The sequence below is a fragment of the Marinobacter sp. H13 genome (genome assembly GCF_059072335.1).
This window is the reverse complement of the sequence record NZ_JCACRU010000001.1, coordinates 2653972-2674511: the sequence shown is the minus strand read 5'-3', so window position 1 is coordinate 2674511 and position 20540 is coordinate 2653972. Positions and strand designations below refer to the sequence as shown.

General features: G+C 55.6%; 14 protein-coding genes and 4 pseudogenes. 9 read left to right on the top strand and 9 right to left on the bottom strand.

The window, feature by feature from the left end; translation table 11 throughout:
• Positions 1-112 precede the first annotated feature (112 nt).
• Positions 113-778, top strand: a complete 666-nt coding sequence (locus AC5JQH_RS12330) for a response regulator (RefSeq protein WP_039881786.1) — start codon at positions 113-115, stop codon at positions 776-778.
• Positions 768-2099 carry a sensor histidine kinase gene (locus AC5JQH_RS12325; protein WP_493805645.1) on the top strand — a complete coding sequence of 444 codons (1332 nt, stop codon included), beginning with the start codon at positions 768-770 and terminating at the stop codon, positions 2097-2099. Before AC5JQH_RS12330 ends, AC5JQH_RS12325 begins: the two co-directional genes overlap by 11 nt.
• Positions 2100-2632: 533 nt before the next feature.
• On the opposite strand, the pseudogene AC5JQH_RS12320 reads toward AC5JQH_RS12325, so the two are convergent.
• Positions 2633-2965, bottom strand: a pseudogene (locus AC5JQH_RS12320) (hypothetical protein); the annotation flags it as partial.
• On the opposite strand from AC5JQH_RS12320, the gene AC5JQH_RS12315 reads away from it, so the two are divergent.
• The 4 genes and pseudogenes from AC5JQH_RS12315 (at position 2903) to AC5JQH_RS12300 (ending at position 7984) form a co-directional block, all read left to right on the top strand.
• Positions 2903-3064 (top strand): hypothetical protein, encoded by a 162-nt coding sequence (locus AC5JQH_RS12315; RefSeq protein ID WP_493805644.1) that lies wholly within the window; start codon positions 2903-2905, stop codon positions 3062-3064. The pseudogene AC5JQH_RS12320 and the gene AC5JQH_RS12315 sit on opposite strands and share 63 nt — an antisense overlap.
• Before the next feature lie 366 nt (positions 3065-3430).
• A complete protein-coding gene (locus tag AC5JQH_RS12310; protein ID WP_493805643.1) occupies positions 3431-4840 on the top strand; it encodes a hypothetical protein in 1410 nt (469 codons plus the stop codon).
• A 74-nt stretch (positions 4841-4914) separates the two neighbouring features.
• Positions 4915-6357 (top strand): hypothetical protein, encoded by a 1443-nt coding sequence (locus tag AC5JQH_RS12305; RefSeq protein ID WP_493805642.1) that lies wholly within the window; start codon positions 4915-4917, stop codon positions 6355-6357.
• 224 nt (positions 6358-6581) lie between these two features.
• Positions 6582-7984: pseudogene (locus AC5JQH_RS12300) on the top strand (IS1380 family transposase).
• Between the two features lie 225 nt (positions 7985-8209).
• On the opposite strand, the gene AC5JQH_RS12295 reads toward AC5JQH_RS12300, so the two are convergent.
• The gene (locus AC5JQH_RS12295) at positions 8210-9151 is read right to left on the bottom strand and encodes a DMT family transporter (protein WP_493805977.1); all 942 of its coding nucleotides are present in this window, start codon (positions 9149-9151) and stop codon (positions 8210-8212) included.
• 199 nt (positions 9152-9350) lie between these two features.
• On the opposite strand from AC5JQH_RS12295, the gene AC5JQH_RS12290 reads away from it, so the two are divergent.
• On the top strand, positions 9351-10643 hold the full coding sequence (locus AC5JQH_RS12290) for an ATP-grasp domain-containing protein (protein WP_493805641.1): 1293 nt from the start codon (positions 9351-9353) through the stop codon (positions 10641-10643).
• A 156-nt stretch (positions 10644-10799) separates the two neighbouring features.
• On the opposite strand, the gene AC5JQH_RS12285 is transcribed toward AC5JQH_RS12290, so the two are convergent.
• From AC5JQH_RS12285 to AC5JQH_RS12275, 3 genes are read right to left on the bottom strand one after another with little or no spacing between them, the layout of a single operon-like run.
• Positions 10800-11495: a hypothetical protein gene (locus AC5JQH_RS12285; RefSeq protein WP_008169988.1), complete on the bottom strand. Its 696-nt coding sequence runs from the start codon at positions 11493-11495 to the stop codon at positions 10800-10802.
• 15 nt (positions 11496-11510) lie between these two features.
• Positions 11511-12245, bottom strand: coding sequence for a HupE/UreJ family protein (locus tag AC5JQH_RS12280; protein ID WP_175497415.1), 735 nt, complete (start codon positions 12243-12245; stop codon positions 11511-11513).
• 48 nt (positions 12246-12293) lie between these two features.
• The gene (locus AC5JQH_RS12275) at positions 12294-12677 is read right to left on the bottom strand and encodes a hypothetical protein (protein WP_273085705.1); all 384 of its coding nucleotides are present in this window, start codon (positions 12675-12677) and stop codon (positions 12294-12296) included.
• 80 nt (positions 12678-12757) lie between these two features.
• Here AC5JQH_RS12275 and AC5JQH_RS12270 point away from each other — a divergent pair.
• Positions 12758-12859 (top strand): annotated as a pseudogene (locus AC5JQH_RS12270) (metal-sensing transcriptional repressor); the annotation flags it as partial.
• An 18-nt stretch (positions 12860-12877) separates the two neighbouring features.
• Here AC5JQH_RS12270 and dmeF read toward each other — a convergent pair.
• The 4 genes and pseudogenes from dmeF to AC5JQH_RS12250 form a co-directional block, all read right to left on the bottom strand.
• Positions 12878-13627: pseudogene (dmeF, locus tag AC5JQH_RS12265) on the bottom strand (CDF family Co(II)/Ni(II) efflux transporter DmeF); the annotation flags it as partial.
• A gap of 253 nt (positions 13628-13880) precedes the next feature.
• The gene (locus AC5JQH_RS12260) at positions 13881-15464 is read right to left on the bottom strand and encodes a BCCT family transporter (protein ID WP_008169995.1); all 1584 of its coding nucleotides are present in this window, start codon (positions 15462-15464) and stop codon (positions 13881-13883) included.
• A gap of 229 nt (positions 15465-15693) precedes the next feature.
• A complete protein-coding gene (locus tag AC5JQH_RS12255) occupies positions 15694-16701 on the bottom strand; it encodes a hydroxyacid dehydrogenase (protein ID WP_008169999.1) in 1008 nt (335 codons plus the stop codon).
• Positions 16702-16801: 100 nt separating this feature from the next.
• A complete protein-coding gene (locus AC5JQH_RS12250; protein ID WP_493791860.1) occupies positions 16802-19123 on the bottom strand; it encodes a copper-transporting P-type ATPase in 2322 nt (773 codons plus the stop codon).
• 374 nt (positions 19124-19497) lie between these two features.
• On the opposite strand from AC5JQH_RS12250, the gene AC5JQH_RS12245 reads away from it, so the two are divergent.
• The gene (locus AC5JQH_RS12245) at positions 19498-20538 is read left to right on the top strand and encodes a type II glyceraldehyde-3-phosphate dehydrogenase (RefSeq protein WP_493805640.1); all 1041 of its coding nucleotides are present in this window, start codon (positions 19498-19500) and stop codon (positions 20536-20538) included.
• Positions 20539-20540 lie beyond the last annotated feature (2 nt).

Below are 20540 nucleotides of genomic sequence, written 5' to 3'. Positions count from 1 at the left end.
CGCTCACTAACCTGAATTCTTGCTGAAAATACCAAAATAATTATTATTCAGGCTGGATTCAGGCGCTTCAGCGAGACTGCGCCGGTCATATTGCCACTGGAAAGGAACAACTATGCGATTACTATTGGTCGAAGATGATCGCTTGCTTTCACAAGGCCTCACACGCCAATTAGAGAAATCAGGGTTCAGTGTGGATGCCGCCTACACGGCGAAAGAGGCTATCGTTCTTGGCGAGCAGGAGGATTACCGGATAAGCATACTGGATCTGGGCTTGCCCGATGGTAACGGTCTGGATGTGCTGAAAAAATGGCGAGCGAACCGCGTCAGCTTTCCTGTATTGATTTTGACTGCAAGGGACGATTGGCATGATAAGGTCAATGGTCTAAAGGCCGGGGCAGACGACTACCTGGCCAAGCCCTTCCAGACCGAAGAGCTGATCGCCCGCCTTAACGCCATAGTGCGTCGAAGCGAAGGAAGAGTCCATTCCCTGGTAAAGGCCGGCCGCTTTGAATTGGACGAGAATCGCCAGAGCCTGAAACTGGAGGGAGGCACGGAACACCCCCTGACAGGCACCGAGTTCCGCCTGTTGCGCTGCCTGATGAGCCGGCCTGGCCAGGTTTTCTCGAAAGAGCAGCTGATGGAACAGCTTTACAACCTTAATGACAACCCGAGTGAAAACGTCATCGAGGCCTATATCCGGAGGCTAAGGAAGCTGGTAGGCCCCAAAACCATCTCAACACGGCGCGGCCAGGGGTATCTGTTCAACGATGTTTCATAGGAAACCAGCGTCAGTCAAGGGAACTCTGCTTGCCCTGCTATTGCCGGCCAGCATTGGCCTGATGGTTCTTGCGTGGCTGGTGCACGACTTGTTGCTGGAACGGATGTCCAGGGAATTCGTTGAAAGCAGGCTCAAGGACGAAGTCGCGTTCCTTGTACACCAGATTCGCACGTCGAATGGTCGCGTGGATACGCTCCAGACCGGTGATTACTTCCAGGATGTCTTCCATCACGCCTTTGCCATACGGTCGCCCTCCGGGACAATCATTTCGCCCGAGGCCTGGGCGCCTCTTTTAACGCCCTTGATTGAGTCCGGCAATGACGGAACCCTTCGGGTGCACGACACAGAAATAGCTGACGCACCCTCGGATATCCTTGCCTATCGAAAATCCTTCCAGGTAGGCGAAACGCCTATCACTGTGATTGTCTCCGAGGATCTCGGCGCATTGAAACGCAGTCAGGCAGAACTGCATGCCTGGACTGCCATCGTCTCCGTTTTGCTGATACTGCTTCTGGTCGCCGTGATCTGGTTCGGCATTACCCTATCCATGCGCCCTGTTGTAACACTCAAGGCTGCACTAAAAAGGCTCCAGGATGGCAAAATTTCGCGTATTGACGTCCAGTCTCCCGAGGAGTTTCAGCCCCTTGTGGAGCAGCTCAACCAGTTGCTCGACTCTTTGGATCAGCGACTGGAGCGCTCACGAGACGCCCTGGCAAACTTGTCCCACAGCGTTAAAACACCCATCGCAGCTGTCCGGCAGATTCTGGACGACAAAAGCCACCCTCTAAACAACGATCTGAGACACCAGATGGCAGCCCGGCTGAATGACATCGACAAACAGCTTGAAGCGGAAATGCGGCGCAGTCGTTTCGCCGGCCCGCAGGTTGGAAAAAGTGCGTACCCCTTGAAGCAGGCCCGGGATCTTCTTTGGATGCTAGGCCGTTTGTACCCGGAAAAATCCTTTGAGCTGTCCAGCGCCCTTCCCGAGGAAAGCCGCTGGCCGGTTGAAGAGCATGATTTGAACGAGATCCTGGGAAATTTGCTGGATAACGCGGGAAAATGGTCGAACAGTTACGTTGAACTTTCCTTATCACAAGACAACGGGTTAACTCGCATGGTCGTGACCGATGATGGCCCAGGAGTCAACGAAAACGAAATGACCAGCCTGGGTCAGCGCGGGCTACGTCTGGACGAACAAACACCGGGGCACGGCCTTGGGCTCGCCATAGCGAGAGAAATCGTTGAGCGTTACGGTGGGCAGGTTACCTTCTCAACAGCTTCTGGTGGTGGCTTGCAAGTGACTGTCGAGATTCCTAATTGACCCTCTATCTGACGCTTTTAAAGGGTCGACGAATTAGCCAGACGGGACACTGTATATGTATATGTGGCTAGCTCCCTGACTGAAAGGTATTGTTCGTTAACAGAATAAGCGTAATCGGGAGTAGTAACGATTTTCCTCTCCTTTAATGGCATAGCGACCCTTGGCAAAGAAACTCTACCCAACTCAATCCTGGGGAAAGGCTTCCCACCGGGAGACTGCAGTTCAAGATAGCTTTCAGCGACACTGATCCTCGTAGCGTCGTCGATGGGGAAAACTGAAAAGATTTCTCTGTCAGAAAGCGACGAACTCTCTTCGCCAGCTCCGATCCCTGAACCCTTCACAGAGGCAACCATCAGTTTCCCGATGTCTCCGGCAAGCAATTCATATCGCTGGACATGCAACTGGTTATTAATAAACCTTATGGCAACATTCTCTGTTTTTTCAGTTTCTTCCCGCAGCTCCTCCCCAGAGACCTCGAAAAGTTGAGAGTAGATCTTCGTGTATTGCCCCTTGCCTGAGATGTCCCGATCCTGCCCCCATACCACTGCAATCTCAGGATGCGGGTCCACCCGCACCATGGAGCCATCGATGGCCAGCAGGCGCAGTCCCTGCGCATCCAGTTGAGCCTGAATGGCCTGGTTCAGGGCCTCGAACACGGCCGGATCCAGCTTTTGGCGGGCCTTGCAGAAGGCAGAGGCGGTCACGTGACAGGACTCCAGGGCAGCATCGGTGACCTGCTGGAAGAAGCCGTTCAGTTCGGTCTGCAAGGCGGACTGGGGTTGGTTGAGCAGGAACAGCACCAGATGCTTGAAGGTCAGGTGGCAGTGGCGGGTGAAATCCTGGGGGCGCTGACGGTGCTGGGCGATAAAGGCGGGACCATCAAGCAGGTTGGTTATTTTATGTACAATTTTTGGTCAGGACCTGGCTGGGGGTGTCAACCGTTGGCTTTTGTGGGTGTTTCATAAGGCGTTTTCCTCAGGAGTGTGTGAGCGATAATTGTATGGTATTTATCGATAAAAGTCACTAATTCAATGACGTTGGCTGTGGATCAAGCGGCAGGCCATATACATCAGTTCCTGCATGACCGCTCTCAAGCGGCGGCGTTTGGCCGGGTGCCGTATCGGAACATCCGGGCTGAGGAAGGCAATTGCTTGATGCCCATAGCCGACTTGAAGAACGGGTCGGTGCGGACGGTTTACGTCGGTCGACCAGAATGGGGAGACAGCAAAGGACTATTAAAGTTCAATAATTATTTGACACGCTAAAACCGGCATGCTTTGCTAAGCAGACCAATAACAAAATGCTGTAAAAAGCAATACAGGAGTACGCCTATGTCTAAGTCTACTAAGCCCGTGTCTTTCAAGAAATTGACCCTTGCCACTGCGATATTGGCATCACTCGGCCTCGGAGCGGCCCAGAGTAACGCTGCAGAGATCGAGTTCTTTGGTACTGCCAAGATCAAACCGACCTATTACTCCAATTTTGACTTTGATGACCAAAAAGAAGATGGCGCGACGCTCAATGAAGGGGGCCTTGTCAGTGGTAACGGCGCTAATACCCGTGCCGAAACGCGTCTGGGCTGGAAAGCCGCCGGCGATGACTGGTCGGTCAAGATGATCGCAGAGGCCGATCAGATCCTGACCAAAGACAACGTTGACCGGAGTTTTTTTACTACAGCAGAAAAGAACGGCCTGCCCAACGCGGGTGGCGAATTCGGTATCGAACGCGCCGAGTTCCTCTACTCGCTTGCGCCGGCTGTGCAGCTGCAGGCGGGCTGGGACATACGCTATCTCGATCTGCAGTCCGGCGGCCTTCTGTACGGTGACGATCACCCGTTCGTCGGCTTGCGGGGCAAGAACAACGATACCAGCTACGAAGTGCTCTATATTCCGATCAACAATAGGGTAAATACCGGCTCCAGTGAAGCAGGAGACTGGCGCGTCTACAGCGCCAAGGTAAGTCAGAAGGTAGCGGAATGGACGCTCAGCCCGATCCTGGCGTATAGCGATAACGTCGATAGAAATGCCGATGTGACCTATTTCGGCCTGGAAGGCTTCGGCAAGATTGGTGGTGCCAACCTGTCGTTTGAAGTGATCGGCGCCGATGGCACTGTCGGTGAGCGTGACCTGAGCTCCGCGGCTGCCTACGCCGGTATCGAACTCCCTGTCAACGACAGCTTCAGTCCCTATGTGGCGGTCAGATATACCCAGGGCGACAGTGACGCAACCGACAACAAGGTCGAAGGCTTTAACGGTATCACCGATATCGGCCGCTTCAGTGGCCTGATGGGCATGGACGGCAACATCCTGGGCGAAAACCTGAGCACCGGTTATGGCGCAACACTGTATGCCTATGCGCCGGAGCGTACTGGCGGCGCGGGCGTACAGGGTTACGGCGGCATCGGTAACGGTGCATCGGGTATCAACCCGGGGTCGCGGATCTTCGCGCTTGGCACCAAGGGCGCGTTAGCCAATGTGTCACCGAACCTGTCATATAAGGCGCAGTTGTTCATGATCTGGTTTGATGAAACCGGCAACCTGATCAATGCCAAAAACCCCGGCCAAAAGGTTGATGATTATGCCGGTACTACCGTGGATCTGCAGCTGAAGTACGCCTTCAACCAGAACTTCTCGATGGATTACATCCTCTCGACGTTCGTTCCGGGTGACGGCATTCAAGATCAGACCAACTCCAATGATAGTGCCTACGTTAATACGCTGAGCATGAACTGGGCGTATTAAACCGGTCATACGAACAGCGTCAAGTAGCAAGGCAAACGATACCTTTGTATCGTTTGCCTTTTTTTGGAGGCAATATGATCGACATCGCTCGGATCAATTTCAGGCTCCCCGTCTTACTCATTTGGCTGCTGTCTGTCGCCTGGCTGCCAACAGCCTATGCGGAATGGATCCAGACAGAGAAATCATTAGCCGCGTGGGACGATAGCAAAACCATCGATTTCATCATGACCGGTGACGATGGCAGACTCGCTCTGGAGTCACTGGAACTGCTGCGACGGCTCGTTAGTCTCGGCTACCAGATCACCCTGGGGCGGCATGCCGACTCTCCGGTCAGCGCACTGGAGTTGCGCTTAACCGTGACGAACAGGACGGCGACACTGGTGCTTAACCGTACGCGGGACGGCATGACCATCGGCGCCGAGCAGCGTCAGCTTGCTGAAACGACGGCCACGAACTACACCAACAAGACAGTGCGGTTGGCTGGCCGGCCGTCGGTTGGCAACTCTGTCCCTGACCGCCGTATTGACCTGAATCGACGGCCGCTGCGCATTGTCTCGTTAAATCAGCCTAACCCCGATATTTTGCGGGTGGCGCTGTTAGGTGCGAAGGGATTATCGGTCTATGACATCGATAGCACCCAAGTTTTAAAGCCGGTCGCTGAATTCAGACCGTCTAATGCGAACCTGGAGGCTTTGTACCTGGATGCCGGTGATATTGACGCGGACGGCAACACAGAGATCGTCGCGGTATGGGGCGAGAATAATATATCTGGATTTGATGGTATCGATACCAAGCTGCATGCCTGGGTGTTGGCTCTGGACGATAGCGGCCTTAAGCCAGTCAGCGATGATTTGCAGGCCTATCTGCGCATTAACAACAACACGGCCTATCTGCAACGGCGCGGGGTTTATGAGGCTTTTGCGGGGGGGGTATATCAACTGGAGAGCCATGACGGCCTGTTCAGCATTGCCAAAAGCCCGGCATTCCTGGGGTTAAGTAATATTTATCAGGACACCCCCATTGACCACGCATCCGCGTTCTCATTGGATGAAAACGACCGGCTATTATATCGGACCGGTGTTGGGCAGCGGCAAACGGCGGTAACGAGTGTACCCTATTCAGACGCGCTTGGAGAGATAACATTTCCCGTGGTCTACGTGAAACTGGAGCAACAGGAGTATCCACTGGGGTTTGATGAGAGTGATCGCGTCCGGGAGCGGGCGATCCCGCTGGCACGGCGAGTGCAGATCGATGGCGATATCGCTTATACCCAGGTGCGGGGCAGAAATACCTCTCTGTTTAGATCCAAAGCGGAAGGGACGGATCGGATAGTGGCAGTCGATATTCGGTCCGGGCGGATGACAGAGCCATTTGCCGCCGTGGGGAACTTTATCCTCGACTTTACGGTAAGGCAGGATCCTAATAACGCCCGCGTCGCCATTTTACTGCTAAATGACAAACCCGATGGTTCAGGTCGGTCGAGTCTTCGTATTCAACAAGATTCTACCAACCAATAACCACCCGCAGCTCGGGTAATGTAATGGTTGACGGGCAGCGCCGCCGTTCTTGGTGTCGAAGTGGGGACGACGTTCGCAGTTCTCGTGAATCAACCGGTCATAAGTGAGGCACCGTCATCAACTTAACCCGAATTATTCATAAAAAAGGCGAACCTTGTTTATCCCATTGATATAATGGGAGTTAGACCAATAACGCTTCGGAAGAAGCTAAACAAGGCTCACCCATGTCCAATTCTATCCCAACTCAACTGCGTTTTCCTCCCTTTGCCGGCTTTACCGTACGGGCTGATTTTGAGGGCGGGGCGCTGTCATCCGATTTCGGCCCCCTGCTGCTGCGGGGCGTTGACCAGCAGATCGGCCTGATCCATCGACTGGCCCAGGGCAGGCCATTGACGACCGCCGTCACGCGTCCTACATCGACCACACGCTTGGTGCTCTGCTGACCCAACGGATCTTCCAGATCGCTTGCGGCTATGCCGATGCCAACGACGCCAACACCCTGCGCCGTGACCCGATGTTCAAGCTCGGCGCCGAGCGCAAGCCGCTTGACACTGAGCAGGATCTGGCCAGCGCTCCGACCTTCTCGCGCCTGGAAAATGCCGCTAACAATCGCGACCTTTACCGCCTGGCCCAGGCATTTGTGGAACAGTTTGTCGCCAGCTACGCCAAACCTCCAAAGATGATCGTACTCGACATGGATCATTCCGAAGACCAGACACATGGCCAACAGGAGCTGGCGTTTTACAATCATCATTACCAGAGTCACTGCTACCTGCCACTGTTTCTGTTCGAGGGCCTGTCGGGCAAGTTCATCACCGCCGCCCTGCGCCCCGGCAAACGCCCGAAGGGGGCAGAGAACGCGATGATCCTCAAGCGGGTGCTCAAGCGGCTGCGCCAGCACTGGCCCGAGACCCGCATCCTGCTGCGAGGTGACGCTCATTTTGCCAACGTGGAATTGATGCAGTTGGCGCTCGACGATCCGTACACGGATTTTCTGTTCGGCCTGACCGGCAACAGCCGCCTGAAAAAACTGGCCGAGCCACACCTGAAGCGTACCCGCCGGTTGCACGACACCCGCTGCCACAACGCCCGCCTCGCCGAACAGGAGCCGCCGCAACGCTCGCGCACCTTCCACGAGATCGACTATCAGGCCCGCTCCTGGCCGCAGAACTTTCGCACTGTCCTGAAAGCCGAAGTCATGGGACTCGGCGATAACCCCCGCTTCGTTGTCACCTCCCTGAAAGATCCGGCCCCGGAGATGCTGTACACCGAGCTGTATTGCGCCCGGGGCCAGGACGAGAATTTCATCAAGATGATGAAAAACGATCTGGCCAGCGACCGCACCTCGGATTGCCGCTTTGCGGCTAACCACATGCGCCTGTTTTTCTCCTGCGCCGCCTATGTGCTGCACCAGGCCTTGCGCACCGAGCTGTTGCAAGGCACCGAGCTGTCCCGGGCCCAGCCCTCAACGGTGATCATCAAGCTGTTCAAGCTGGCCGTGCGGGTGGCGCAGTACAAAGACCGCATCAAGCTCCACCTGCCCAGTAGCTGCCCGGTCGAGGCCCTGTTGCACACGATCACCGAACGATTATACCGCCTACCCCGGCCCTCGCCAAACACCAGCTGAGCGGCCGTCGGCACTCATCGCAATCCCGGCCTCGGGAGGCTTTCGCACGTCTGGGCATCAGAATTGCTCAAATAGTAAGCGATTCAAGGGGACGGTTTGTCGGCCCGGAGGTGAATCTGAATCTCTTAATAAGAGCGGTTCTCATAACCGGCCCGCGTGGGCGCTTCGACTGCGGAATTGAGTGCTTATTCGGACGGTTTATGAAACATTCGGGATAGATATTGTTCATTCTATTTTTTTGGAATCAATCGCACCCACGTATTCAGCTTCAGCGATACGCTTCGGCCCAGGGGGTGTCTTTATGACGACCAGCAACCCCGCTACCGTGATCACCATCCCCGTAATTTCTGTCAGACTGAACGTCTCATCAAACGCAAACACGCCGATGAGCAGGCCGAAGACCGGCGCCAAGAACGTAAAGGGGTTGAGACGGTTCAAGGGAGCGCTGGCCAGCAGGGCGTACCAAAGCACTACCATCAGGGCAGTCGCCGGAATGGCAAGGACAAATATGGCTGTGGCAAAAGACCAGGTCCAGTCGATCTCAAAGCCCTCACCAAGACCGATGGAAGCCATGACCAGAAAAGCAGAACCGATCAGGAGCTGAATGCCCATCGCCCAGAAAACATCGTCCTTGCCAGCCTGATATTTCAGCAAGACGTTCCCTATCGCCGTTCCAATTGCTCCACCGAGCACGTAGACCGCACCGATGAAACGGGCGTTTCCAAAGTCCAGTCCCGGCATTGCCAGCACGACCACCCCGGCAAAACCGATGAGCAGACCCGCAAACATGCGGCGGGTTACGACCTCCTTAATGATAAAGATCGATAACACCGCCGCGAATAAGGGCTGAGCGTTAGCCAACACCGTCGCGACGCCCGGCCCCAGCTTTCCAGCTCCGAGAAACATACCTCCCAGCCCCATGCCGGTGTAGCTTAAGCCAATCACAGTCAAAATCATCCACTGCCGGGGCGAATAGCTGATGCGACCACCTTGCCTGAATGCGATCAGAATCAGACCCAGGCCAGCTAAAAACGCTCGCAAAGCGGCAAAAAGCAGCGGAGGCGCTTCCGGGAGCCCAACCACGATAAAGGGAAAACAGATTGCCCAGAGAAACGCAACCAGGATCATTCCGGCAACCGTGCGCATCGACAGGGGTTGGCTCACCATCGCCTCCAAATTCCGGCACCTCCGTTCAACGAGCACAGGTCAGCGAATTACCCCAGCACACGAAGCTGAAACAGACCTGAAAACCGTTACCTGACATCTGTTTGACGAGGATTAATACCGACACTATAGTCCAGACCGTTTATGATAACTGACACCCGCTTCCACACGCCGAACAACCCACCTCAGCTACGGGCTCCAGATGCAAGACTCGACCCACGGTTACCAACGGACGGCCAATACCCACGCGGATCGACTTAACCAACAGTGCTACTGCGTCACTCTCGACCGCAAAGCCCTCGACAAAAGCCTGCTGACTCAGTTGGCGGACGCTGGAAACGAACCATCCACGGCCTCCGAACTCCACCATCTTTTTTCAAACACACCGGTTTTCGTCCCCCGGGCCGACATAGCGACGATGGAACGGATCGTTCAGGCGATCGAATCAGCCACCGAACTTCCGTCGTACCGTGAGCGTGTACTGTCCTGGGCACCGGAAATCGCACGCTTCGATCCCGGCCCCATAGGGGCGTTCATGGGCTATGACTTTCATCTGGGCCCCGACGGCCCCCGGCTGATCGAAATCAACACCAACGCCGGTGGCGCCTTCCTGAACCTTGTCTTGTCGAGAGCCCAGCGCAATTGCTGCGACCCATCTCAACAACCCACAACACCCCAGCAGCCGCTCGACGGATTCGAGGACGCGGTGTTCTCAATGTTCAAACAGGAGTGGCAAAGCCAGCACGACAATTTCGGGCCCAGTTGCCTGGCCATAGTAGACGATGCCCCAAAGACACAATTTATGTTCCCCGAATTCCAGTTGGCCCAACAGATTCTCCGAGCCAAAGGAATTGATACATTGATACTCGATCCACAGGAGCTTCAGTATGCCGGCGGTACGCTGACAGCCCGCGGTAAGCCCATTGATATGGTCTACAACCGTCTGGTGGACTTCGCATTGGACGCCGCGCCCCATGCGGCATTAAGGCATGCCTATCTGGATGGCGCCGTGGTGGTAACGCCTAATCCCCATGTGCACGCTGTGCTGGCTGACAAGCGAAACCTGGCCCTGCTATCCGCACCCCACTCCCTTCGAGACTGGGGGCTCAATGAGGCCGATGCAGGCTACCTGGAGAGAGCCGTGCCGAAAACCAGGCAGGTTTCGAGGAACGACGCGGCTGAGTTGTGGAGTGCGCGACGTCATCTGTTCTTCAAGCCGGTTGCCGGCCATGGCAGCAAAGGCGTCTACCGGGGCAACAAACTAACCCGGCGCGTTTTCGAGAACATCCTGAATGGTGGCTACATCGCCCAGGACCTTGTCCCCGCTGGAGAACGAACCCTGAGAATTGACGATGCAGTGGTCACCCGAAAAGTCGACATTCGGCTGTATACCTACGCCGGCAAAAGTATGCTGGTTGCGGCGAGGATATACCAAGGCCAGACAACCAATTTTCGTACCCCCGGAGGTGGATTCGCTCCGGTTTTTCAGGTGTGATTATTACCTTTTCAATGAGCCAATATTTGATCGCATTAATGAAGAATTCCAGATTTTTGGTTTAGCGAACTGTAGAACATTAAGTTACTTAAGCACGGTCCGGACCTATGAAAACATAGGCCCGGAGACCCCTCGGCGCTTATTCGTTGGTGAACGTCACAACATCTTTTTAAACTGCCCGTAGTCTCCTCCGGTACGCAGTACCAGAGTGATGTCGTTGTCGTTCCGATTTCTGAAAAACCAGCCATGATTGCCGGTAAAGGCTGCCTCCAGCTCGCCTTCGTCTTCAGGCACGCCCCGGCCTTTTTCGTAGGAAATTGACTGACCACCTCCATCACCATGGGTATCGAAGTTGATCGGGCCACCTTCTGACACCCAGGAGAACCGGGCTGTAGCACCTTCCTCCATAGTAAGTTTGAATTCGGTGCCTTCTCCCGGTGTGAGAATCACGCGCACTTCATCCTGCCACTGCGGTTCCGCAATTTCTGGTGCAGGCGCAGATTCTGGCTCAGAAGGCGCAACCTCTGCTTCCGGTGAGGGGGCTGGCTTCTCAACGGCTTCATCCACGACAGGTGCATTGACTTCCGGCGCCTGTCGCTCAGTTGAGGATTGAACAGCAACCATCTGAACAGCCTCGTCAGCAGCAGCCTCTTCGGCGAGCTGCTCCTTGATCTCACCCATTTCAGTCAGGCCTAAAAGGCGACCTGCGCCGGTTGGGTCCAGGGCGTACTCGGCGGGCATGACCACGGTTACCAGCAGAACCAGCGCCACAATAGCGGCAATGATGGTGGATCGAACCAGTTTGGCAGTGCTGGGCAGTTCTTCACGGTTGGGTATATCGGTGTTGTACATAAAAAATCTCCAGAATCAGGCGACAAAGTAACCGGTGAGCTGATAGCCAAAGAGCAGAAAACCTGCACTCATCATGGCCACGTTGGCGGTGTAGGCATGGCGGAAAAAGCCGTCGGTTTTACGCCAGAAGCTGATAGCAATGAGGATCATGGCCAGGGCGATGAGCTGTCCGATTTCCACACCCACATTGAAGGCGAGGAGGTTCGGAATCAGGCCGTCCGGCGAGATGTCGTATTCGATGATCTTGGTGGACAGGCCGAAACCATGGAAGAACCCGAAAATCAGCGTGGCGGCCTTGGTGTTGGGCTGAAAGCCAAACCAACGCTGATAGGCACCGATGTTGTCCAGTGCCTTGTAGACGATGGACAGACCGATAATCGCATCAATGAGGTAGCTGTTGATGCCCACGTTGAAATAGACGCCCAACAACATGGTGGTGGAATGCCCGAGGGCAAACAGGCTCACGTAGATCGCGATGTGCTTCATCTGGTAGAGGAAGAAGATGACACCCAGCAGGAACAGCAGGTGGTCATAGCCGGTGACCATGTGTTTGGCCCCCAGGTAGATGAACGAAATAAGGTTTATCCCGGTAATTTCCTGGATGTACCCCTTGTCGCCCTGAGCCACGGCATGGGCGAGTACGTCGGTACTCAGCCCCAGCAAGCCCAAAGTCAGAAATATCCAGAGTAGGCGATTGCCTGTGCCCGTTGAGGACACACCACGGCATCGGCCTGTCAAGTTTGACAACATAAAGACTCCAATCGAATGTGTTTTCTCGGGCCGCCTAAGCGGCAAGAATCAAGCAGGAAGGAGTGCTTTTGGAGGGCGTTCGAGCCGATAGCGCAAGCTGCGGGGGAAATCATCGGCAAAGGGCACGGGCTGCCGGAGAACGGTCAGGCTTTGGGAAATAAGGGGAACCCTTAGCTGGTCCACTGTCTCGTGGGTATGATTGCCAGCATCATGATGCACTGATGATGTCTCTGGCTCTTCGTCAAAATCATGGGTGTGTCCATGCGCACCATGACTGCTCGCTTGGCCGTCAAACTGCGATTCCCAGTCGCCTGCCAAGTTGGCCACACCATGAGAGAATGACTCGCCAATCACCGACAGTGACAGGCCCGCCAATGCAAGGAGTATGACGAGCGTTGGAAGCAGTTTTCTCGGGTGAATGGCCGAAATCATCAATCTACTGCGTCGAGTCTGTGGTTGGATTTCAACGAGAACGGAGGATACCATCCCCCCGTGGGGGATAGGAATTAAAAATGGTAAATGATCACACGCATCAATCTCACCCGAACATTATCAAACGTCTGAAGCGGGCAAACGGCCATCTTGAAAGCGTGATTGGCATGATTGACCAGGGACTGGCAGTGTGCCTGAATGCGCTTTTTATAGACTGTAGGCGACTCGGGCTGATGCGAGACGACTGAGACAATAGCCGCATGAATGTTTGGGCCTATCGCCCACACATGCAGATCACTGACTTTGGCATCGTCGTCTTCGACGGCCTGTCTGACGGTTTCCTCCATGTCCTGATGCTGCTCGTCGAGGAGGACCTTTGAGGTCTCTTTCAGCAGATGCCAGGACCAACGGGTTACCAGAATCGCACCGATAATCCCCATCATCGGGTCCATCCAGTTCCACCCGGCATATTTACCCGCCAGAAGGGCAACAATAGCAAGGACTGACGTCAGCGCATCCGCAAGTACATGAAGGTAGGCCGCACGGCGGTTGTGGTCATGGTGATGATGGTGGTGACCGTGATCATGGCCGTGACTGTGACCATGATCATGGCCTGCATCCCCCAGTATCCAGGCTGACACCCCGTTGACCACCAGGCCAATGATGGCCACAAAAATAGCCCCATCGAAAGAAATGGGGACGGGCTGAATAAAACGCCCGACGCTCTCGATGACCATGTAGAGCGCAAAGACAGCCAGCAGAATCGCGCCGGTAAAGCCGCCCAGCGCATTGACCTTCCCCGTCCCGAAAGAGAACCTGGCGCTGCCCGCGTTTTTCCTGGCATACGCATAGGCGAAGGCGGCAATACCCAGAGCCACCGCGTGCGAACCCATGTGCAGGCCATCAGCCAGCAAAGCCATTGAGCCATAAACGATCCCGGCCAGGGTCAAAACCAGCTTTTGGCCTATCCCCCCTGGGGGGATGGCATGAGAATGCTACTGTAGCCAGATGGCTTCAACAACCTTGACAGAGGGGGCAGTGTCCAATTCGGCATACTCTCACCCTCCCCCCGATGAAGACGAGTAAACCAAGGTGCTATCGCTTTCCAACATGGCTTACGATCTGGAAGACCTCATCAGCCCTGCGCTCACGGGGCCAGGGGTCATGTCGCTGAACCTGGTTGTGAGCTTTTCAGGGGTGCAGTCATGCCTTATCCGATCCGGTCCATGGCTCAGCGGCCCGGTGTTGCTTACAACCCTCCCGGGGTGCCGTCAGCGGCTCATGATGCAGCGCCTTCAACAGGCCAGCTGTCATAGCAACGATAACCAGCGAGAATGGCAGGGCCGCGAGGATGACCGCATCCTGGAGGACGGCAATACCTCCCGCCACTAGCAATACCGCGGTCAATACTCCGTTGCCAATGGCCCAGCCTGCTCTCGACGCCTTGGGAGGCTCAAGCTGCCCTCCTGATAAAATGATATTGACCACCAATGCGCCGGAGTCAGCAGACGTTATAAAGTAGATGCTGATAAGGAGCGTTGCCACCAGACCCATCAAAAATTTAATTGAGTCAGTCGTCTGCAGGTGCTCAATGGTCGCGAAAAGTGCATAGGCGATGTCTTTATTGACCGCCTCAACAATTCCGCCACCCCCGAATAGCTCGCTGTGGAGTGCAGCGCCCCCCATCACCGAGATCCATACAAAAGTCACCAGCGTTGGTAGGAGAAGAACCCCGAAAACAAACTCTCTCAGGGTGCGGCCGCGGGATATCCGGGCGATAAACAACCCGACAAAAGGTGACCAGGCCAGCCACCAGCCCCAGAAAAACACCGTCCAGGTCGATTGCCAATTTCCCGGTTCATTGGCGCCAACATAGAATGTCATGATCAATAGACTATCCAGGTAACCGCCAATTTCCTGCACCAACAACCCTGCCATGTAATCAAAGGGGCCAATAATCATAAAGGCGGCGAGTAAAATCAGCGTTAGCCAAAGATTTACCTCACTCAATATTTTCACGCCCCGCCTGACCCCAGAAACCACCGAAATCGTCGCGATTACAGTAACCACGGCGACCACCGACAGCTCCACCCAAAGAGACGCCTCCACGGAGAAAAGCCACTTGAGCCCCGTGCCAGTCTGACGGGCTCCCAGCCCCAGCGTCGTCGCCAGACCAAATACAGTCGCAAAAACAGCGAGCGCGTCAACGACGTGCCCCCAAAAGCCAAAGATTCTTTCACCAATAAACGGGTACAGCGCTGATCGAGGCGCGAGCGGGAGATCATGGCGATAGCTGAAGTATCCGAATGCAATCGCGACCAACGCAAAAATAGCCCATCCGTTCAGCCCCCAGTGGAAAAACGACAATTGAATTGCAGTAGACGCAGCGGAGGGAGTAAAGCCCTCCGAAGTAAAAGGGTTACCCTGAAAGTGCATGATTGGCTCGGCGATGCTCCAGAACAGCAGCCCCACACCCGTGCCGGCCGCAAACAGCATCGCCAACCAGGGAAAAAGCCGGTATTCCGGTTGTTCGTAGTCTTTACCAAGGCGCACGTTCTTGTAACGCCCCAGCCCTAGCCAAATAACAAATGCCGTCAGAAACGCAACCAGTGCCACATACCACCAGCGCAGCAGACCATCCACGTACGAGGAAACATAATCAAGCGCATACGCAAACTCAGACTGCCAGATCAGCGCGCCAGCGAGGGTCAAACCAATGGCGCCAATGCTGAATAGTGACGGCAAGATGGGTTGTTGGAGATGGCTATTGCCTTTTTCGTTCCACATGATGATTAGCCTTTTATTATGTCCTGGTCTGCCAATAGCGATGCTCGTATAAATTACGAAAAATGCTGCAGTTATTATCTGAATTCACGACCCCAGGGGAGCGGTACCAAGGCTCATCCTCAGCATCTTCTTATTGCAGGTAACAACAAGAACCAATCCCGACAGCAGCACCAACAACACACCCCAGATCAAATAGGTATAGAGCATCGGCATAAAAAATCATCCTGGCTCAGTGTTTGTTCACAAGATTGCGGGGTGCACCCTCAATGAAGCCAACAATGTTTTCGCCGGTGGTCGTGAGGATTCTTTCGACAGCCTCTTTCGTATTGAACGCACTGTGCGGGGTGACGATGACGTTTCTCATGTGCTGAAGAACATGGTTGGCGAACAGCGTTTCCAGATCATGTTTCTTGTCAAAAAAGGAGCGGATCAATTCCGCCTCCTCCCTGATGGAGGGCTCATCCGGCAGTACATCAAGACCGGCAGCCGACACTTTCCCATCCGCCAGCGCGTACAGCAAAGCCTGGGTATCAACAACGGAGCCGCGAGCGGTATTAATCAGGACAACCCCGCGCTTCATCCGCGCGAACTCCCTGTCCGACAGAAGATGCTTGGCCGATTTGCTGCCAGGTACGTGCAGCGTCACCACATCGGACTGCTCAAGAAGACGATCCAAATCGACGTAAGACACGCCATACCGGTCGGCGAATACGTCATCCGGCCTGGGATCGCAGGCAAGAACGTTCAGGCGAAACCCCTGCGCTATTTCTACAACACGCTTTCCGATAGATCCGGTGCCAATCACCCCCAGGGTTTTGCCTTGCAGGTCAAACCCCTGCAGGCCTTTCTGTGAGAAATCCCCCTTGCGAGTGCGATTGATCGCCTCCGGAATCTTGTGGCTAATGGCAAGGAGCAGCGCAAAAACATGCTCTGCTACCGTCTGGTCACCGTAGACGGGCACATTGCTGACCGGAATCGAATTTCTGGTACAATAATCCAGATCAATATGGTCGTATCCCGTCGACCGGGTAGCGACAAACTGCAGATGTTCAAAGCACTCCAGGACCGAATGGTTCAGGGCTGAATGAACGAAGGGGGAGATGATATCGGCGTCCCTGTATAGCCCAACGTTGCCTGTTCCGAGTTCCTCGTCCGTGAAAACAACCTCATGATTGCAGCAGGCCTGCTGCAAAATATCGCACTCCCACTTCTCTGCCTCAAAGAACACAATTTTCATTAGCTTTCCCTGGCCAAACTCATTTTTACTCCGACCTCAGCACAGGTAGCCACAGGATGGGGCTACCTGTGCTGAGGTCATCGATATGGTCGTTTCGCGCCTAGACTTTCTCTCGACGCAGACGCAGGGAGTTCATCACCACTGACAAAGAAGACGCACTCATTGCGAACGCCGCAAAGATAGGTCCTATCAGAATGCCAAAGAATGGATAGAGCACGCCCGCCGCTATCGGCACGCCCGCACCGTTATAGATCAGCGCGAAAAACAGGTTCTGTTTGATATTGCGCATCGTCGCCCGGGACAGCCGTCTGGCGCGGACAATACCGTCGAGGTTGCCCTTAACCAGGGTAAAGCCTGCGCTCTCAATGGCGACATCCGCGCCGGTTCCCATCGCAATACCGACATCGGCCTGGGCCAGGGCAGGCGCGTCATTGACCCCATCCCCTGCCATCGCCACCTTGCGTCCCTGGCTCTGAAGCTCGCGAATGATACTGGCCTTATCTTCTGGCAGCACGTCGGCGCGAATCTCATCAATACCGAGTTTGCCCGCCACTGCCTTAGCTGTGCGCTCATTGTCACCCGTTGCCATGATGACGCGGAATCCCGCGGCATGTAGCGCCCTCAGCGCGGCAGGCGTTGTTTCCTTGACGGGGTCGGCAACGCTTACAAGGCCCGCAACGGCGCCCTCAAGCACCACAAACATAACCGTTTCACCCTCGTCGCGCCTGGCATTGGCAACCTCCATCAGATGGCCGCCGTCCAGCCCCAGCTCTTCCAGCAGCCTGGCATTGCCCAGTGCCACCGGCTTGCCATCAACAACCCCTTTAACCCCTTTGCCCGTGACCGCTTCAAAGTCGTCGGCCTTGCCGAGTGTCACGTTGCGTGCCTCGGCACCGGCAACAATGGCTTCGGCAAGCGGGTGCTCCGACCCCTTCTCCAGCGTGGCCGCCAGCCTCAGGACTTCGGTCTCGTCATGATTCGATTCCGGCAGCACGGCCACCAGCTTTGGCTTGCCTTCTGTCAGGGTGCCGGTTTTATCGACAATCAGGGTGTCCACCTTGGCAAAACGCTCCAGGGCTTCGGCGTTCTTGATCAGCACACCCACCTGGGCGCCTCGCCCCGTCGCTGTCATGATCGACATGGGTGTGGCCAGCCCCAGTGCGCAGGGACAGGCAATGATGAGAACCGCCACGGCGGACACGAGCGCGTAAGACAGAGCCGGCGCCGGCCCCCAGATGGCCCACGCCACGAAGGACAGGGCCGCCACGGCAATCACGGCCGGTACGAACTTGCCGGCCACCATATCGGCAAACTTCTGGATAGGCGCCCGACTGCGCTGGGCATTGGCGACCATTTCGACGATCTGGCTGAGCATGGTATCCGCCCCCACCCGGGTCGCCTCCATAACCAGACTCCCGGTACCGTTGATGGTGGCCCCGGTTACCTTGTCACCGTCGACCTTCTCCACCGGAACCGGCTCCCCGGAAATCATTGATTCATCGATGGATGAGCGGCCTTCAACAACCACGCCATCCACCGGCACCTTGTCACCGGGGCGCACCCGCAAATGATCACCGACCTTCACATCCTCCAGAGCGACTTCTTCCTCGGTGCCATCGGGCCGGATCACGCGCGCCGTTTTCGCGGCCATATCCAGCAGCGCCCGAATGGCTTTGCCGGTGCCCTCACGAGCCTTCAGCTCCATCACCTGGCCCAGCAGGACCAGCGTGACAATAACGGCTGCCGCCTCAAAATAAACGCCAACGTTACCCTCGGAGTCCCGGAAGCCTTCCGGGAAGATCCCTGGCAGGAGCACCGCCACGATGCTGAAGATGTAGGCCGCCCCGACCCCCATGCCAATCAGGCTGAACATGTTCAGGTTCATTGTGCGAAACGAGTTGTAGCCCCGGACAAAGAAGGGCCAGCCGGACCAGAGAATCACGGGCGTGGCGATCACGAGCTCAATCCAGAGCGAGACCCGCTCACCAAAGAATTCGCGAACGGCCATGATGCCAACATAGGGGGTCATGGTCAGAATCAGCAGGGGGACCGTAAAGACCAAGGCAACCCAGAAACGGCGGGAGAAGTCCACCAGCTCCGGGTTGGGGCCCTCATCGTCAACGGCGGCAGACTCCGTTTCCAGCCCCATGCCACAGATAGGACAGGCGCCGGGCTTGGTCTGGCGCACCTGAGGGTGCATGGGACAGGTGTAGACCACACCCGAATATCCAGGCGGCACGCGATCATATTTCCGGTCATCTCCTGACGGTTTTTCATGCTCTCCGGAACACTGGTGCGAATGACCGGAATGATGGTGCGAATGACCGGAATGGGAGCTCGTTCCGGCCTGCTCCATAGGCACAAGGTGCATTCCGCATTTCGGGCAATTCCCAGGCTCATCAGATATGACCTCCGGATGCATCGGGCAGGTATACTGGCCCTCCGACTCCTTCCCAGCACTATCTTTGATAGCAGAACTATTTTCTTTGGCAGACATCTTCCGATCATCCTTTCGATGGTTTCATACCATTCGAGCCTCTCAAGGTTCGACCTGGTCATAAGCAATGTAGTTGCCCTCTACTGCACTCCATTCCACTACGCCCGGATGAACTGAACCTGAAAAGCATTTCTGTGCTTTGCATTTTTTTGATCACCATCAACTTTTCGGTAAAGCCATTGCCCTGAGCTACGCGTCAAACCGGACTTTCAGCTGAAATTCAGTCTTTGCCTATAATCTGGTCAACTAAGCAACATAAAAGTTCGCTCGCCCCTTTTCAGAAGCTGGAGATACAAAAGATGGTCGGTCAGAGAATTATTCGCGTCGCGGTCAACGGTTATGGCGTTATCGGCAAACGGGTAGCGCAAGCCGTTGCGGTACAAAAAGACATGGCTGTGGCTGGCGTAGCTGATGTCGCGCAGGACTGGCGAGTGAGAGCAGCGCTGAGTAGAGGGTATGCCCTGTACGGCGCGACTGAAGAGCACGCCGTTGCCATGGGCGCAGCCGGGCTTGATGTCTCCGGCACGCTTGACGACCTGCTTGAGGCCGCGGACATCGTGGTGGACTGTACACCAAAACACCTGGCCAGCAAGAATATCGAAATCTACCGGCGGCTTGGCATCAAGTACATCGTTCATGGCGGCGAGACACATGAAAGCACGGGCCATTCATTCGTTGCCGAGGCCAATTACGCGAGTGCTGTCGGCCGTGACGGCACGCGCGTTGTATCGTGCAACACAACGTCGATCATTCGTACCCTGTCAGCGCTCAAACGCCACGGCTTGCTGGACCGGGCACGGGGAACCCTTCTGCGCCGGGCCACCGATCCCTGGGAGAGCCATCAGGGCGGGATCATGAATACCCTCGTGCCAGAGCCGGAGATTCCCAGTCACCAGGGCCCGGATGCCCAAAGTGTCGACCCGGACCTGGATGTGGTAACCATGGCGGTCAAGGTTCCGGAGACACTGGCCCACCTGCACTACTGGTCCGTTCAACTGACACGTGAGGCGAGCAAGGACGAAGTGCTCGACGCGTTTCGCACTTCCTCCCGCATCGCCCTTATCCGGATCAGTGACGGGCTCAGCGCGATCAACAGCGTCAAGGAGTTGATGGCCGACCTTGGCCGGCCTCACGACAGCCTGTATGAAGTCGCGCTTTGGGAAGACATGCTCAAAGTGCAGGGCAATGAGCTGTTTTATGCCTATATGGTCGACAACCAGGCGATTGTTGTTCCGGAAACCATCGATGCCATACGCGCACTGACCGGGGCCGAACCCGATGCGGAAACGTCGATCAGAGACACCAACGACAGCCTGGGTATCGGCTCTTTGGGGTTATAGAT

What these genes read in the sequence shown, in the direction of transcription:
- AC5JQH_RS12330 (WP_039881786.1), top strand. Translation starts at nt 113, where the DNA reads ATGCGATTACTATTGGTCGAAGATGATCGCTTGCTTTCACAAGGCCTC.
- AC5JQH_RS12310 (WP_493805643.1), top strand. Translation starts at nt 3,431, where the DNA reads ATGTCTAAGTCTACTAAGCCCGTGTCTTTCAAGAAATTGACCCTTGCC.
- AC5JQH_RS12285 (WP_008169988.1), bottom strand. Translation starts at nt 11,495, where the DNA reads ATGTACAACACCGATATACCCAACCGTGAAGAACTGCCCAGCACTGCC.
- AC5JQH_RS12255 (WP_008169999.1), bottom strand. Translation starts at nt 16,701, where the DNA reads ATGAAAATTGTGTTCTTTGAGGCAGAGAAGTGGGAGTGCGATATTTTG.
- AC5JQH_RS12280 (WP_175497415.1), bottom strand. Translation starts at nt 12,245, where the DNA reads ATGTTGTCAAACTTGACAGGCCGATGCCGTGGTGTGTCCTCAACGGGC.
- AC5JQH_RS12290 (WP_493805641.1), top strand. Translation starts at nt 9,351, where the DNA reads ATGCAAGACTCGACCCACGGTTACCAACGGACGGCCAATACCCACGCG.
- AC5JQH_RS12305 (WP_493805642.1), top strand. Translation starts at nt 4,915, where the DNA reads ATGATCGACATCGCTCGGATCAATTTCAGGCTCCCCGTCTTACTCATT.
- AC5JQH_RS12250 (WP_493791860.1), bottom strand. Translation starts at nt 19,123, where the DNA reads ATGCATCCGGAGGTCATATCTGATGAGCCTGGGAATTGCCCGAAATGC.
- AC5JQH_RS12245 (WP_493805640.1), top strand. Translation starts at nt 19,498, where the DNA reads ATGGTCGGTCAGAGAATTATTCGCGTCGCGGTCAACGGTTATGGCGTT.
- AC5JQH_RS12315 (WP_493805644.1), top strand. Translation starts at nt 2,903, where the DNA reads ATGCTTGAAGGTCAGGTGGCAGTGGCGGGTGAAATCCTGGGGGCGCTG.
- AC5JQH_RS12295 (WP_493805977.1), bottom strand. Translation starts at nt 9,151, where the DNA reads ATGGTGAGCCAACCCCTGTCGATGCGCACGGTTGCCGGAATGATCCTG.
- AC5JQH_RS12260 (WP_008169995.1), bottom strand. Translation starts at nt 15,464, where the DNA reads ATGTGGAACGAAAAAGGCAATAGCCATCTCCAACAACCCATCTTGCCG.
- AC5JQH_RS12325 (WP_493805645.1), top strand. Translation starts at nt 768, where the DNA reads ATGTTTCATAGGAAACCAGCGTCAGTCAAGGGAACTCTGCTTGCCCTG.
- AC5JQH_RS12275 (WP_273085705.1), bottom strand. Translation starts at nt 12,677, where the DNA reads ATGATTTCGGCCATTCACCCGAGAAAACTGCTTCCAACGCTCGTCATA.